The sequence below is a fragment of the Halarchaeum sp. P4 genome, assembly GCF_051195175.1.
GTDB lineage: Archaea > Halobacteriota > Halobacteria > Halobacteriales > Halobacteriaceae > Halarchaeum.
In genome coordinates this window covers 152,520-167,516 of record NZ_JBNTKC010000001.1, presented here as the reverse complement: position 1 = coordinate 167,516, position 14,997 = coordinate 152,520, and the positions used below count along the sequence as shown (strand labels likewise).

The 14,997-nt window shown below is 69.1% G+C and carries 13 protein-coding genes; 7 read left to right on the top strand and 6 right to left on the bottom strand.

Annotation, left to right across the window (positions count from 1 at the left end):
- Positions 1-116: 116 nt before the first annotated feature.
- The 4 genes from ACQUS8_RS00855 (at position 117) to ACQUS8_RS00840 (ending at position 4,082) form a co-directional block, all read left to right on the top strand.
- Complete coding sequence (locus tag ACQUS8_RS00855; RefSeq protein ID WP_435095516.1) at positions 117-1,337, top strand: methionine adenosyltransferase; 1,221 nt, start codon at positions 117-119, stop codon at positions 1,335-1,337.
- 37 nt (positions 1,338-1,374) lie between these two features.
- Positions 1,375-2,592 (top strand): tRNA sulfurtransferase, encoded by a 1,218-nt coding sequence (locus tag ACQUS8_RS00850; RefSeq protein ID WP_435095513.1) that lies wholly within the window; start codon positions 1,375-1,377, stop codon positions 2,590-2,592.
- Positions 2,589-3,038, top strand: a complete 450-nt coding sequence (locus ACQUS8_RS00845) for a DUF5804 family protein (protein WP_435095510.1) — start codon at positions 2,589-2,591, stop codon at positions 3,036-3,038. The genes ACQUS8_RS00850 and ACQUS8_RS00845 overlap by 4 nt, the downstream gene beginning before the upstream one ends.
- 108 nt (positions 3,039-3,146) lie before the next feature.
- On the top strand, positions 3,147-4,082 hold the full coding sequence (locus ACQUS8_RS00840; protein ID WP_435095507.1) for a lamin tail domain-containing protein: 936 nt from the start codon (positions 3,147-3,149) through the stop codon (positions 4,080-4,082).
- A 51-nt stretch (positions 4,083-4,133) separates the two neighbouring features.
- Here the strand turns inward: ACQUS8_RS00840 and ACQUS8_RS00835 are convergent, their stop codons facing one another.
- Entirely contained in the window at positions 4,134-5,045 is a 912-nt protein-coding gene (locus ACQUS8_RS00835; RefSeq protein ID WP_435095504.1) for a PLP-dependent cysteine synthase family protein, read from the bottom strand.
- A gap of 114 nt (positions 5,046-5,159) precedes the next feature.
- On the opposite strand from ACQUS8_RS00835, the gene ACQUS8_RS00830 reads away from it, so the two are divergent.
- Positions 5,160-5,552 (top strand): TlpA family protein disulfide reductase, encoded by a 393-nt coding sequence (locus tag ACQUS8_RS00830; protein WP_435095501.1) that lies wholly within the window; start codon positions 5,160-5,162, stop codon positions 5,550-5,552.
- Positions 5,553-5,558: 6 nt separating this feature from the next.
- Here the strand turns inward: ACQUS8_RS00830 and ACQUS8_RS00825 are convergent, their stop codons facing one another.
- Complete coding sequence (locus ACQUS8_RS00825; protein WP_435095498.1) at positions 5,559-7,688, bottom strand: thioredoxin domain-containing protein; 2,130 nt, start codon at positions 7,686-7,688, stop codon at positions 5,559-5,561.
- A gap of 148 nt (positions 7,689-7,836) precedes the next feature.
- On the opposite strand from ACQUS8_RS00825, the gene purD reads away from it, so the two are divergent.
- Both purD and ACQUS8_RS00815 read left to right on the top strand, forming a co-directional pair.
- On the top strand, positions 7,837-9,126 hold the full coding sequence (purD, locus tag ACQUS8_RS00820; protein WP_435095495.1) for a phosphoribosylamine--glycine ligase: 1,290 nt from the start codon (positions 7,837-7,839) through the stop codon (positions 9,124-9,126).
- A gap of 54 nt (positions 9,127-9,180) precedes the next feature.
- Positions 9,181-9,633 carry a ferritin-like domain-containing protein gene (locus ACQUS8_RS00815; RefSeq protein WP_435095492.1) on the top strand — a complete coding sequence of 151 codons (453 nt, stop codon included), beginning with the start codon at positions 9,181-9,183 and terminating at the stop codon, positions 9,631-9,633.
- A gap of 107 nt (positions 9,634-9,740) precedes the next feature.
- Here ACQUS8_RS00815 and ACQUS8_RS00810 read toward each other — a convergent pair whose 3' ends face one another.
- The 4 genes from ACQUS8_RS00810 to ACQUS8_RS00795 form a co-directional block, all read right to left on the bottom strand.
- Positions 9,741-11,036: a 5'-deoxyadenosine deaminase gene (locus tag ACQUS8_RS00810; RefSeq protein ID WP_435095489.1), complete on the bottom strand. Its 1,296-nt coding sequence runs from the start codon at positions 11,034-11,036 to the stop codon at positions 9,741-9,743.
- A gap of 69 nt (positions 11,037-11,105) precedes the next feature.
- Complete coding sequence (locus ACQUS8_RS00805; RefSeq protein WP_435095486.1) at positions 11,106-12,119, bottom strand: ring-cleaving dioxygenase; 1,014 nt, start codon at positions 12,117-12,119, stop codon at positions 11,106-11,108.
- Between the two features lie 210 nt (positions 12,120-12,329).
- Positions 12,330-14,600, bottom strand: a complete 2,271-nt coding sequence (locus tag ACQUS8_RS00800) for a CDC48 family AAA ATPase (RefSeq protein ID WP_435095483.1) — start codon at positions 14,598-14,600, stop codon at positions 12,330-12,332.
- A complete protein-coding gene (locus ACQUS8_RS00795; RefSeq protein ID WP_435095480.1) occupies positions 14,597-14,848 on the bottom strand; it encodes a DUF7127 family protein in 252 nt (83 codons plus the stop codon). Before ACQUS8_RS00795 ends, ACQUS8_RS00800 begins: the two co-directional genes overlap by 4 nt.
- Positions 14,849-14,997: the final 149 nt, after the last annotated feature.

Here is a 14,997-nt window from a genome sequence, read left to right as displayed (position 1 = left end):
CGTTCGACGGGTGACGGACACCGCGCGCCGGCACCCACTGGGAATAACTAACAGGAATATTCTGGGCGGCTTTCCTTTCCGCAAGTTATAGAACCGCCGACGGCCAAGTGACGGTAATGACCGAGCGGAACATCCGCGTCCAGCCCATCGAGCGCGGAGCCGTCGAAGACGAGGAGGTCGAAATCGTCGAGCGAAAGGGGATCGGCCACCCCGACTCCATCTGCGACGGCGTCGCCGAGCACGTCTCCGAAGCCCTCGCGCAGGCGTACCTCGACCGGGTCGGCAAAGTCCTCCACTACAACACCGACGAGACACAGCTCGTCGCCGGCACCGCCGCGCCGAAGTTCGGTGGCGGCGAAGTCGTCGAACCCATCTATCTCCTCGTGGTCGGCCGCGCGACCAAACACTACGTCGACGAGGACGGCACCGAGTACCACATCCCCGTCGACTCCATCGCCCTCGAGGCCGCGCGCGACTACCTCGACGAGACGCTCCCCGCCCTCGACCTCGAGACGGACGTCATCGTCGACGTGAAGCTCGGTGAGGGTTCGGGCGACCTCCAGGACGTCTTCGGCGAGGAGGAACAGACCGTCCCGGAGGCCAACGACACCTCCTTCGGCGTCGGCCACGCCCCGCTCACGGAGACGGAGACGCTTGTCCTCGAGACCGAGCGCCACCTCAACGGCCCCTACCACGACGACCACCCGGCCATCGGGCAGGACGTGAAGGTCATGGGCAAGCGCGAGGGCGACCAGATCGACCTCACCGTCGCCGCCGCGCTCGTCGACGCCTACGTCCCCGACATGGAGGCCTACAAGGCCGAAGTCGAGCGCGTCCGCGAGTACGTCGAGGACCTCGCCGCGGAGTACACCGACCGCGACGTCACCGTTCACGTCAACACCGCCGACGACTACGAGGAGGGCTCCATCTACCTCACCGTCACCGGCACGAGCGCCGAGCAGGGCGACGACGGCTCCGTCGGGCGGGGCAACCGCGCGAACGGCCTCATCACGCCGAACCGCTCGATGAGCATGGAGGCCACCTCCGGGAAGAACCCCGTCAACCACATCGGGAAGATCTACAACCTCCTCTCCACGCAGATCGCCGAGTCCGTCGTGGCCGACGTCGAGGGCATCCGCGACCTCCGCGTGCGCCTCCTCAGCCAGATCGGCCGCCCCATCGACGAACCGCACGTCGCCGACGTCCACGTCGTCACCGACGAGGGCGTGACCGTCTCCGACATCGAGGCGGACGTTCGCGCCATCGTTGACGAGGAGCTCGCGAACGTCACCGACATCACGCAGCGCGTCATCGACGGCGAGCTCTCCACCTTCTAGCGACGCGCCTTTAGTGGGCGCGCCCGTGTTTTGCGGTATGCATCCGCCCGACGCCGACGCCGTGCTGGTCCGGCACGGCGACGTCGGCATCAAGAGCACCTCCGTGCAGACACGCATGGAGGAGCGCCTCGCGGAGAACCTCGGGGCGCAACTCGACGCGCGCGGCATCGAGGGGTCGGTGGAGACGGAGTACGGCCGACTCGTCGTCCACGCCGAGGACGTGGAGGCGGCGACGCAGGCCGCGACGGAGACGTTCGGCGTCGTCTCCGCGAGCCCCGCGGCCGTCGTCGAGCCGTCGCTGGACGCCATCTGTGAGGCGCTCGCGGCGGCCGCGCGCGAGCACTACGACGGCGGGACGTTCGGCGTGGACGCGCGCCGCGCCGGTCAGCACGCCTTCGACAGCCACGACATCGGCCGCGAGGGCGGCCAGGCAGTCTGGGAGGCCGTCGAGGACGCCTTCGACCCCGAGGTCGACCTCGACGACCCGGACGTGCCGTTCTACGTGGAGTGTCGCGCCGACCGGTCGTTCGTCTTCCTCGAGAAGCGCGAGGGACCCGGCGGGATGCCGCTCGGCACGCAGGAGCCACTCGTCGCGCTCGTTTCGGGTGGTATCGACTCGCCGGTCGCGGCGTGGCTAGCGATGAAGCGCGGCGCGCCCGTCGTGCCCGTCTACCTCGAACTCGGGCCGTACGGCGGCCCGGACCACGAGGCGCGCGCCGTCGAGACGGTTCGGGACCTCGCGACGTGGGCGCCGAACTTCGACATGGACGTCCGCCGGGTGCCCGCGGGCGACGCGCTCGAACGCCTCGGCGAGACGGTGGCGAACACCCGGATGCTCTCCTTCCGGCGCTTCATGTACCGCGTCGCCGAGCGCGTCGCGGAGGACGTCGGCGCCGTCGGAGTCGTCACCGGGGAGGCCATCGGCCAGAAGTCGAGCCAGACGACGGCGAACATGGCGGCGGTCGCGGGCGCGACTGACCTGCCCGTTCACCGGCCGCTGCTCGCGTGGGACAAACAGGAGGTGGTCGGGAAGGCCCGCGCCCTCGGGACGTACACGGACGCGACGATGGACGTGGGCTGTGACCGCCTCGCGCCCGACCAGCCGGCGACGAGCGCCGACCGCGCGCGCGTCCTCGAAGCGGAACCGGACGACCTGCTCGAGTGGGCCGCGGAGGCCGCGGACGCGCGGGAGACGATTCCCGTCGGGTCGCCGTTCGACGTCGCGGACGCTGCGGAGGTGTCGGGCGCACGATGACGGAGGTTTGCATCGTCGCGAAGGAGGGCAAGCGCCTTCCGAGCGACCTCTACACCTACGAGACGGCGTATCGAGCGCTCGCGACGTACGACGCGGACTACCCGTGGGAGAACGCGCTCACCGTCGAGACGGTCAGCCTCGGGACGGCGGTGTCGCTCCTCAACGACCTCGACTGGTACCTCGCGCGCGTCGCCGCCGACGCGTTCGTCCGCGACCCGAGCGTCAGCGAGACGGAGTGGCTCTCCCGGCCGCTGGCGCGCGCCCTGCGCGACGGCGACGCCGACCCCGAGGAGCGCATCAACCGCCTGAAAGTCTACGGTGTCGATGAGGGTCGCCTCGTCGACCCGACGATGGTTCTCAGAGGTGATGCCCAGGAGGGCGACTACGAGCGCTCGGAGTACGACGACACCGTCGTCGTCCGCGTGACCAACGACGAGTTCTTCTGACTGGTCGCCGCAGTATCAATTTCTCTCCCGTCTGGGTACGTTTGACACATACGAGAGTATACAGTAATATTATACAGATTCATCCGTGCAAGAACTGACGCTACGGGCGTGCGACAGACACACATACTGTCGGCCGTACTGGTCGTATCGCTGCTGACCGCGGGCGCGACGGCGTCCGTCGCGGGCGCACTCGTCGCCGGTCCGGGCAACGGGCCGGCGTCCGTCACCGGCACGACGACGGTGACTGTCACGAACGTCACCGACGGCGACACCGTCTCGGTCCGCTACCCGAACGGATCGACGGACACCGTGCGACTGCTCGGCGTCGACACTCCCGAAGTCCACGCCGAGAACACCCCCGGGGAGTTCGAGGGTGTCCCGAACACCACCGCCGGGAAGGAGTGTCTCCGGAGCGCCGGGAAGAACGCCAGCGCGTTCACGAAACAGGCCCTCGACGGCGAGACGGTCACGCTGAAGTACGACTCGAACACCGACCGGCGGGGCTACTACGGCCGCCTGCTCGCCTACGTCTACGTGAACGGGTCGAACTTCGACTACCGGCTCGTCGACAGCGGGCACGCGCGCGTCTACGACAGCAACTTCAGCAAGAACGCCTCCTTCTACGCCGCCGAGGACGACGCGCAGAACGCCACGCGCGGCCTCTGGTCGTGCCGGACGATCGACGACGGCAGTAGCGGCGGGAGCGACGGGAGCGACGGCACGACGGGCGGCGACCCCGCCATCGAGTGGGTCTACGCCGAGGCCGACTCGCTGAACGAGGAACGCGTCGAGATACGGAACACCGGGAGCGAGACGCTCGACCTCTCGGGCTACACGCTCGCGGACGCCGCCGGCCACAGCTACACTTTCCCCGACGGCTTCATGCTCGCCGCCGACAGCTCCGTCTGGGTCCACACCGGCGACGGCAGCGGCGACTCCAACGACCGCTACGCCGGCTATGAGCAGGAAGTCTGGAACGACGGCGGCGACACCGCGACGCTCACCGCCGCGAACGGCACCGTCGTCGCCGAGCGCGCGTACTGACACAGGTCGTCGGACGGTTTTTTCGTACGCGGCGTCGTTGGTGGCTGACGTCTAGTCGAAGACGCCGGCGCTCAGGTAGCGCTCGCCGCTGTCGGGGAAGACGGTGACGACGAGGGGGTCGTCGTCCTCGTCAGCCTCGTAGGCGTAGCGTTCGGCGACGCGCTGGGCGACGATGGAGACGGCGCCGGAGGACTGCCCGACGAGGACGCCCTGGTCGCGCGCGAGACTGCGGCATTCCGCTTCGGCCTTCTCGACTTCGACGGTGTCGACGGTGTCGATGAGTTCGACGTCGAGGATGTCGGAGACGAAGCCCGGACCCATCCCCTGGAAGGCGTCCTCGCCGGGTTCCTCGCCGGAGAGGACGGCGTTCCCGGCTGGTTCGACGGCGACGACCTCCATGTCGGGGAACTCCTCGCGGAGGCGATGGCCCGTCCCGGTGATCGTCCCGCCGGTACCGACGCCGGCGACGAAGGCGTCGATGTCGCGACCGTCGACCTGCTCGAGGATTTCCTCGGCGGTGGTGCGGTAGTGCGAGCGGGGGTTCGCGTCGTTCTCGAACTGGCGAATCGGGTAGGCGTCCGTGTCCTCGGCGATGGCGGCGGCGCGGTCGTTCGCGTCGGTCATCGACCCCTCGACGAGTTCGAGGTCGGCGCCGTAGGCGCGCAGGAGGTTGCGCCGCTCCTGGGACATGTCGGCGGGCATGACGATAGTGAGGTCGTAGCCGCGCGCGGCGGCGGTGACGGCGAGGCCGATGCCGGTGTTGCCGCTGGTGGCCTCGACGAGCCGGTCGCCGGGCTCGATTTTCCCGGCTTCCTCGGCGGCGAGCACCATCTCACGAGCGGGGCGGTCCTTCGCGGAGCCGCCGGGGTTGAACGACTCCAGTTTCGCGGCGACGGTCGCGCCCTCGGGCGACGGGAGGCGCAACAGGGGCGTGCCTATCGCGTCGAGGATGCTGTCTATCATTACGGGGTGGTATGTGAGAGGGGGTTAAACCGGTGGCGCTCCCGGGAACGGCGGTACGGGCAAGTTTCCGCGGGTGGCACGCCGGTTAAGCCAGTCGAGCGCCTACGAGGGTGTATGTCCGAACACGAACTGGAGACGATGGAGCCCAACCCGGCGTGGGACGCCGAGGCGCACGAGGACACCGTCGCGACGTGGAAACGCGTCGCGGACGACGTGACGGTGAAGGTCTGGGGCGGCGACTGGTGTGGCGATTGTCGCGGCCAGCTCCCCGACTTCGCGGCGGCGCTCGACGCGGCGGGCGTCGAGGACGTCGAACACTACCCCGTCGAGCGCGTCGACGGCGAGAAGCAGGGCCCCGGCGTCGAGGAGTACGGTATCGAACTCATCCCGACGGTCGTCGTCGAGGACGCCGATGGGAACGAGCTCGCGCGCTTCGTCGAGGAGGAGGACCGCCCCATCGCGGTCTGGCTCGCCGAGCGCCTCGACGAGCTCGAGGCGTCGGCCTGAACGGCGTCAGCGGTACTCTTCTAGCCACTCAACGAGGTCGGCCGTGCTGGTGACGGGCGGCGAGCACGCGCGCCGGCAGACGTAGGCGGTCGGGCCGTCGCGCGCCGCACGACCCGCCCAGATTGCGGGTGGCTCCGCGAGTCCGAGCGCGTCCAGCCACTCGCCGAGGCCATCCTCGGTCGGCGGGCGTCGCGAGAGCAGGCGGTCGGGCAGGTAGCGCTCGGCGACGGCGTCGCGCCACTCCGCGGGAACCTCGTCGGCGGCGACCGTGAGTTCGAGGTGGCCGCAGTCCCGGTCGACGGCGGCGAGCGCGAGCGTCGGGTGCGTGAAACCGCGGTTTTCGACGGTCTCGGCGTGCGTCGCGAGGACGCCGTCGACCACCTCGTCGTAGTCGGCGTCCGGCGCGAAGGCGGCGAGCGCGTCGAGGGCGGCGACGGCCTCCCCAGTCGGGGAGGGCGTCGAGCGGTCCGCGAGGTCCTGCGGCCGTGCGAGCAGTTGTTCGCCGCTCGCCGGCGTGAAGTAGAGCGTCTCGTCCTCGGCGTCCCAGTGTTCCGCGACGAGCGCGTCCGCGAGGTCGCGCGCGAACGCGAGGTGTTCGACGTCGCCGGTCGCCTCGTAGGTCGCGAGCGCGCCCTGCGCGAGGAAGGCGTAGTCCTCGAGGTAGCCCTCGCCCTTCGATTCGCCGTCGGCGTAGCGCCGGGCGAGCCGGTTCGCCGAGGCGTCCCAGAGGTGCTCGCGGACGAAGGCGAGGCTCTCGGCGGCGCGCTCGGCGTACGACTCGTCGAGGACGAGGCCGGCCTCGGCGAACGCGCGAATCGCGAGGCCGTTCCACGCGCCGATGACCTTCTCGTCGCGCGCGGGCCGCGTGCGCTCGGTGCGCGCCTCGTACACTTGTGCGTGGGCGCGGTCGAGGCGCTCGCGGGCTTCCTCGACGTCCATCCCGAGGTCGTCGGCGACGTCCGCGAGGTCGCGCCGGCGCGTCAGGACGGTGCTCCCCTCGAAGTTCCCCGACTGGCCGACGCCGTAGTACGCGCCGAAGACGGTGGCGTCCGCGGGGTCCTCGACGGCGTCACTCACCTCGTCGAGCGTCCAGACGTAGAACTTCCCCTCCTCGCCCTCGCTGCGGGCGTCGAGCGTGCTGTAGAAGCCACCGTCGGGGTGGGAGAGTTCGTCGGCGAGGAAGTCGAGCGCGCCCGCCGCCACCTCCCGGTAGCGCTCGTCACCGAGGAGTTGGTGGGCCCCGAGGTAGACCCGGGCGAGTTCGGCGTTGTCGTACAGCATCTTCTCGAAGTGGGGCACCGTCCAGTCGCGGTCCACGCAGTACCTGTGGAAGCCACCGCCGAGCTGGTCGTAGAGGCCACCGTTCGCCATCGCGTCCAGCGTCTCGGTGGCGACGGCGCGCGCGTCGTCCGCGAGGTCGCTATCTCCGTCGTCGCTCACCTCGTCCTCGCCGCTGTTCGCGGCCGCGCGCAGGAGGACGTGTAGGCGGCCGGGCTGGGGGAACTTCTGGTTCTGCCCCCAGCCGCCGTGTTCGCGGTCGGCGCGCCGGACAGCCTCGCTCGCCGCGGCGTCGAGGACGTCGCTGCCCGGTGGTTCCTCGGCGGGCGTCGGCACGTCCTCGACTTCGCCCTGCAGCGCCGCCGCCCACTGGTCGGCGCGCTCCTCGACGGCCTCGCGCTCGTGCTCCCAGCGCTGATGGAGCGACTGGAGGACGTCCTGAAAGCCAGTCTGGCGCTCCGTCGACTCTGGCGGGAAGTACGTCCCGACGTAGAACGGGCGCTTGTCGGGGGTGAGCCAGACGGAGAGCGGCCACCCACCGCCGCCCGTCGCGAGCTGCGCGACGGTCATGTAGAGTTCGTCGACGTCCGGGCGCTCCTCCCGGTCGACCTTCACGGGGACGAAGTGCTCGTTCAGGTACTCCGCAATCTCGGGGTCCTCGAAGGACTCCTCGGCCATCACGTGACACCAGTGGCAGGCCGAGTAGCCGATGGAGAGGAAGATTGGCACGTCGCGTTCTTCCGCCGCCTCGAAGGCCGCGTCGTCCCACGGCTGCCAGTTCACGGGGTTGTCCGCGTGCTGCTGGAGGTACGGACTCGCCTCCTCGCCGAGGCGGTTGTGGTCCGTCGGGTCACTCATGCGTGACAGTTGGGCCGGAGGCGGGTAAAGGGTCGTGAGTGGGCGAAATCGGTCCGCGGGACGCGACGGATCGATCCCCTCACGTACGTGCATAACTTTCCAAGCCGTAAGAGCAACCTTTACACTCTTTTGCTCACTCTCTCCGGCCATGACCGAGACCGTCCTGCTGGTCGGCGGCGGCGGCCGCGAGCACGCCATCGCGCGCTCGCTCGCCGACGACTGCGACCTCTACGCCTGCGCGTCGAACCGGAACCCCGGCATCGTCGACCTCGCCGAGGACGTCGAAACGCTGGACGAGAACGACCCCGAGGCCGTCGTCGCCTACGCCGAGGACGTCGGGGCAGACCTCGCCGTCGTCGGCCCCGAGAGCCCGCTCGCGGCAGGCGTCGTGGACGCCCTGGAAGACGTCGGTATCTACGCGTTCGGCCCGAAGCAGGCCGAGGCCCGCATCGAGACGGACAAGCAGTTCCAGCGGGAGTTCATGGCCGAGCACGACATCCCCGGGACGCCGTGGTTCGAGACGTTCTCGGACGCCGAGGCGGCCGCCGCGTTCGTCGAAGAACTGGCGGACGAGGGCGAGGACGCCGCCGTCAAGCCCGCCGGGCTGACGGGCGGGAAGGGCGTGCGCGTCACCGGCGACCAAGTGACGCACGCCGAAGCCGCCGAGTACGTCCGCGAGAGCGACCACGACGAGTGGGTCGTCGAGGAGCGCCTCGTCGGCGAGGAACTCACGATTCAGGCGTTCGTCGCAAACGGCCAGGTCCGCCCGACGCTCGCCGTCCAAGACCACAAGCGCGCCTACGAGGGCGACGAGGGCCCGAACACCGGCGGGATGGGTAGTTACAGCGACACCGACGCGACGCTCCCCTTCATGACTGGCGAGGACTACGACGCCGCCGTCGACGTCATCGAGGCGACCGTCGACGCCCTCGAGGACTACCGCGGCGTCCTCTACGGCCAGTTCATGCTCACCGCCGACGGCCCGAAGGTCGTCGAGTTCAACGCGCGCTTCGGCGACCCCGAGGCGATGAACACCCTTCCCGTCCTCGAGACGCCGTTCATCGACGTCCTCACCGCCGCCCGCGACGGCGAGAACCTCCCCGAGCTCGCGTTCTCGGGCGACGCCACCGTCTGCAAGTACGCCGTCCCCGACGGCTACCCGACCGACCCCGAGGCCGGCGCGGAAGTCACACTCGACGAGGACTCCGTCGGTGACGCGCTGCTTTTCTACGCGAGCGTCGACGCCCGCGCGGACGGCGTTTACACGACGACGTCGCGCTCGTTCGCCGTCGTCGGACGCGGCGACTCCATCAGCGCCGCCGAGGAGCAGGCCGAGGCCGCCCTCGAGGGACTCGGCGAGGGGTTCCGCGTCCGCCACGACGTCGGCAAGCCCGCCCTCGTCCAGCAGCGTATCGACCACATGGACGACCTCCGCTGACGGGCCGCCCCACCGCCCCCTGCTTATACGTACCAGCCGCGAGAACTCTCGGGTATGTCCGAACAGGAAGTCACGCGGCTGCTGAAGAAGGCGTATCAGGACGAAATCGAGACCGTGATGAACTACATGTCGAACTCCATCGTCCTCGATGGCGTCCGCGCCGAGGAAATCAAGGAATCCCTCCAGACGGACATCCAGGAGGAGCTCGGGCACGCCGAGCAACTCGGCGAGCGCCTCAAGCAACTCGACGAAGCGCCGCCCGGCTCGGGCGAGTTCGAGGCCGCCCAGCACAGCCTCCAGCCGCCCGAGGACACCACGGACGTCCTCGCCGTCATCGAGGGCGTCCTCGACGCCGAGAACGGCGCCATCGAGACCTACCGCAACCTCATCAAAGCCGCCGAGAAGGCCGACGACCCGGTCACCGAGGACCTCGCGGTGACACTCCTCGCCGACGAGGAAGCCCACCGCACCGAGTTCCGCGGGTACCGGAAGGAGTACAAGAAGTAAGGCGGGCCCGAGCAACACGAGGGGCCACCAGAATGCGAGCGCTGAACGAAGTGAGGCGCGAGCGATGCGGTGGCGGAACGACGAACAGGATGCCGAACCGCCGTTCCTTACGCGATTTCCTCGGCGAGCTCTTGGGCTTTCGCGAGCGTCGCCTCGGCGTCGAAGCCGGGGTAGTCGCCGTCGTCGTAGCGCACCTCGCCGTCGACCATCGTGAGGGCGACGTCGTCGCCGTGGGCGGCGTAGACGAGGTGCGAGCGGACGTCGTGAATCGGCGTCGAGCGCGGGCCGTCAGCGGTCAGTCCGACGAGGTCGGCCGTCCACCCCTCGCGGAGTGCGCCGACGCGCTCGAAACCGGCAGCTTCGGCGCCGTTCCGGGTCGCCATCTCGAAGACCGTCGCGGCGGGAATCGCCGTCGGGTCGAGCGAGTCCACCTTACCTAACAAACTCGCTTGGCGCATCTCGGTGAAGGCGTCGAGCGTGTTGTTGCACGGCGGGCCGTCGTTGCCGAGCGCGACGTTGATGCCGCGCTCGAGGTAGTCCCGTACGGGTGCGACGCCGGAGGCGAGCTTCATGTTCGAGGACGGGCAGTGCGTGACGTGCGTGCCAGTCTCGGCGAGCACCTCGCGCTCGGTCTCGTCCGTCCAGACGCAGTGTGCGAGCACGACGTCCTCGCCGGTGAGGCCGACCTCGTCCAGCCAGTGGACGTTGCGCATGCCGGTGCGGTCCTCGACGGTGGCGATCTCGTCGCGGTTCTCGCTCGCGTGCGTGTGGATGCGCACGCCGTCGTACTCGTCCGCGAGGGCGCGTGCGCCCCGGAGACACTCCTCGGTGCAGGTGACGGCGAAGCGCGGCGTCACCGCGTAGCGAATTCGGTCGTCGAACGCGCCGTGGTACTCCCCAATCAGGCGCTCGGACTCGTTGAGGCCGGCTTCGGTGGCCTCTTCGAGACCGTCCGGGCTCTCGGTGTCCATGAGGACTTTCCCCATCCGGGCGCGAATCCCGGTCTCGCCGGCGGCCTCGAAGGCGGCGTCGGCGTGGTCGACGGAGAGGTGGTCGACGACGGTGGTGGTGCCGGAGGCGAGACACTCGAGGTAGCCGAGCTCGGCGGCGACACGCATCCCCTCGCGGTCGAGGGACGCCTCCATCGGGAGGACGGACTCGAAGAGCCAGTCGAGCAGTTCGGTGTCGTCGGCGATGCCGCGCCCCAAACTCTGCACGGAGTGGACGTGCGCGCCGACGAGGCCGGGTGCGACGATGTCGAAGTCGCGGCGCTCGTGGTCGGGGTAGGTCTCGACGAGGTCCGCGCGCTCGCCGACGGCGACGATGCGGTCGCCCTCGGTGACGACGGCGCCGTCACTGAGGGTGGTCTCGGCGTCCACGACGACAGTCCCCGTGAGTAGCATCCGCTACTGCTCGGTGGCGCGGCGACAAAAACGTGGGCACATCGGGGCGGCGAGAGCGGGGCCCGTCCTTCAGTCGTCCCGCTCTGCGCCGGCGGCTTCGGCGTCAGCGTCCGCGTCCGGTTCGGGAATCGTGACGTCGGCGAGGCCGGCCTCGATCTGCTCGCGCCGGTCCTCGAACTCGCCGGGGAGGACGAGGCGGCCGCCGAGGTCTTCAAGCAGTTCGTCGCTCGCGTAGCCGGGGTCCTTCGTCGCGAGCTCGAAGAGGACGCCGTCGAACTCGCGGAAGTAGACCGAGCGGAACCAGTGGCGGTCGATCTGCTGGGTGGGGCGGAGTCCCATCGAGCGGACGGCCTTCCGCATCTCCGCCTGCTCGTCGTCGGTCGGCGTCTGGAAGGCGACGTGGTGGACGGTGCCGTGGCCCTGCCGGGACGCCTCGACGGTCGGGAGCGTGTCGACGTACTGGCCGACGCTCCCGGCAGCCTGGAAGCGCGTGCGCTGATCGCCGGGCGTGTCGCCTTGCGACTCCTCGGTGCCGACTTCCTTGAGGCCCATCGTCCGCAGGAGTTTCTGTGTGGGCTGGGGGTCGGTCAGCCAGAGCGTCACCGAGTGGAAGCCCCGAATCGCGTGCTCCGTGGGGACGAACTCCGTCCACGGGACCGTCGGGTCGTCCTCGGGAATCTCGACGGCGACGAGCTCGACGGGGAGGCCGTCCGGGTCGCGGAACGGCAGCACCGTCTCGCCGAAGCGCTCAACGCGCTCGGCGTAGTCGACGTCGTACTCCTCGAAGCGTGCCTCCCAGTAGTCGAGGCTCCCCTCGGGGACGCGGAACGCCGTCCGCGCGACCTGCCCGGAGCCGACCTTCCCCTGCGACATGTTCTCCCACGGGAAGAACGTCATGCTCGTCCCGGGCGTCCCCTCCGCGTCCGCGAAGAAGAAGTGGTACGTCCCCGGGTCGTCCTGATTGATGGAGCGCTTCACGAGGCGCAGGCCCAGCGTCTCGACCCAGAAGTCGAGGTTGCGCTGGGGGTCGCCCGCGATGCACGTCACGTGATGAATTCCCGGCGTCGGGTTCGGGTCAGCCATTACAGACAAAAGGAGCCAGAGGAACTTGAGTACGCGCTAACCCGCGTGTCACCACCCGGCTCGGGTATCACGTCGGCGGAAGGCCTGCACGCCGACGTCGCCACTTGAAGTCGGTGCAAAGCGGGAAACGGAGCGTCAGAACGGGACGGCGAGAGTGCCGCCGGTACCGAGCCACGAGTGCGGCCGCGCTCGTCGGCGGACCGGGCGGGCTTACTGGAAGGCCGTGCCGTAGGTCTGCTCGCGCTCGGGCGACTCGGCCTTCTCGAAGCGCTGTTCGATCTCGTCGTACTGCTCGCGGACGTCCTCGTCGACGCTGGCGTGGACTTCATCGAGCGCCTGCTCGAAGTGCGCCATCGTCACGCGGACGTTGCTGACCGAGTCGGCGGCGTCCTCGGGGTTGACGGTGTTGATGAACTCGCGCGTCGCGGCCATCGTCGCCTCGCGGACGAGCGCCTCGAGGTCCGCGCCGACGAAGCCCTCAGTACGCCGCGCGACGGCGTCGAGGTCGACGTCGTCGGCGAGCGGCTTGTGCTCGGTGTGGACGCTGAGGATGGCGCGGCGCGCCTCCTCGTCCGGGACGGGCACGTGGATGTGGCGGTCGAGACGGCCCGGGCGGAGGAGCGCGGAGTCGATGAGGTCCGGGCGGTTCGTCGTCGCAATGACGACGACATCCTCCAGGTCCTCGATGCCGTCCAGTTCCGTGAGGAGCTGGCTGACGACGCGCTCACCGACACCGGAGTCGCTCTGGTTCTGGCCGCGCTGGCCCGCGATGGAGTCGATCTCGTCGAAGAACACCACGGTCGGTGCGTTCGAGCGGGCCTTCTCGAAGACCTCGCGGACGCCCTTCTCGGACTCCCCGACGTACTTGTTGAGGAGTTCGGGGCCCTTCACCGAGATGAAGTTCGAGTTCGCCTCGTTGGCGACGGCCTTCGCGAGGAGCGTCTTCCCGGTGCCGGGCGGACCGTAGAGGAGGACACCCTTCGCGGACTCGAGGTCCATGGACTCGAACACCTCGGGGTAGTCGAGCGGCCACTGGATGGTCTCGCGCAGGCGCTCCTTCGTGTCCCCGAGGCCGCCGACGTCCTCCCACGTGACGTCCGGCACCTCGACGAAGACCTCGCGCATCGCCGACGGCTCGATGCCCTTCAGCGCCTCCTTGAAGTCGTCCTCGGTGACACGGATGGACTCGAGGATTTCGGCGTCGATTTCGTCGGACTCGAGGTCGAGGTCGGGGCGGATGCGCCGCAGCGCGTTCATCGCGGCCTCTTTGCTGAGGCTCTCGATGTCCGCGCCGACAAAGCCGTGCGTGTTCTCCGCGAGTTCGTCGACCTCGACGTCGTCGGCGAGCGGCATCCCGCGCGTGTGGACGTGCAGGATCTCCTTGCGGCCCTCCTGGTCGGGGACGCCGACCTCGATTTCGCGGTCGAAGCGCCCACCGCGGCGGAGCGCGGGGTCGACGGCGTCGACGCGGTTCGTCGCCGCGATGACGATGACGTCGCCGCGCTCTTCGAGCCCGTCCATCAGGCTGAGGAGCTGGGCGACGACGCGTCGCTCGACGTCACCGCCGGCCTCCTCGCGCTTGGGCGCGATGGAGTCGATTTCGTCGATGAAGACGATGGCGGGCGCGTTCTCCTCGGCCTCGTCGAAGACCTCCCGGAGTTTCTCCTCGGACTCCCCGTAGTACTTGCTCATGATCTCGGGGCCCGAGATGGTCTGGAAGTGCGCGTCGATTTCGTTGGCGACGGCCTTCGCGATGAGCGTCTTCCCGGTGCCGGGCGGGCCGTGGAGCATGACGCCCTTCGGCGGCTCGATGCCGAGCTGCTGGAAGAGTTCGGGGTGACGCATCGGGAGTTCGATCATCTCCCGGACCTGCTCGAGTTCGTCGTCGAGGCCGCCGATGTCCTCGTAGGAGACGTTCGGGGTGCTGTCGCCGGCCTCCTGGCCGCGACCGCCCGAAATCTCCTCGGCGGGGATCTCGCTCACCTGAATCTCGGTGGAGTCGGTGACGACGACGGTGCCTTCGGGCTCCGTGCCGGCGATCTTGATGGGGATGCGCTGGCCGCTCATCTGGCCGAAGCCGCCGAACCCGAAGGGGACGCGGATGGTCTGCCCGGTCGTGACGGCCTTCCCGGAGAGTCGGTCGTGGACGTAGGGCGAGATATCGCCCCTGATGCGGAGGTTCTGCGGGAGCGCGACGCTGATGGACTTCGCGGGCTTGACGTCCGCCTTCTCCACCGTGACGCTGTCGTCGATGCCGACGTCGGCCTCCTGTCGGAGGTCGCCGTCGATACGGATGACGCCCTTCCCTTCGTCCTCGGGGTAGCCGGGCCAGACGCGCGCGATGGCGCGGCCTTCACCGCTGCCCTCGATGACGATGTAGTCGCCATTGTCGAGGTCGAGTTCCTCCATCGCGCGCCGGTCGACGGCGGCGAGGCCGCGACCCGCCTGGTCCTGCTTGAGGGGTTTGACCGTCAGTTTCATCGGTCTACCTCGACGGTGACGACGCCGTTGTTGATAAACGCGCGGGCGACCTCCCCGGTCGGGAGGTCGATTTCGTACTGCGCGTCCTCGTCGTGCCCTTCGACGACGAGGATGGCGGTGCCGTCGATGACGTCGACGGTCACCTGCTCGTCGGCGAAGGACGTGTCCGCGACCACGACGGACTCGTCGGCGTAGTCGTAGCGCTCGACGGGTCCGCTCTGGTCAGTGAGTGTATTTTGGGGACGCATTGTTGCTAACCTATGGTTAGGCACGAGAGTATTTAAACCTTTGGTAGAAACAAGGTGTTTGTAATAAAGGAGAGGGTGTCCGGTGGAATTGCGGTCCACAGCATCGAGCGCGTTCTCACTGGACCCGAAGCGGTCGCCGGGGACCGCTC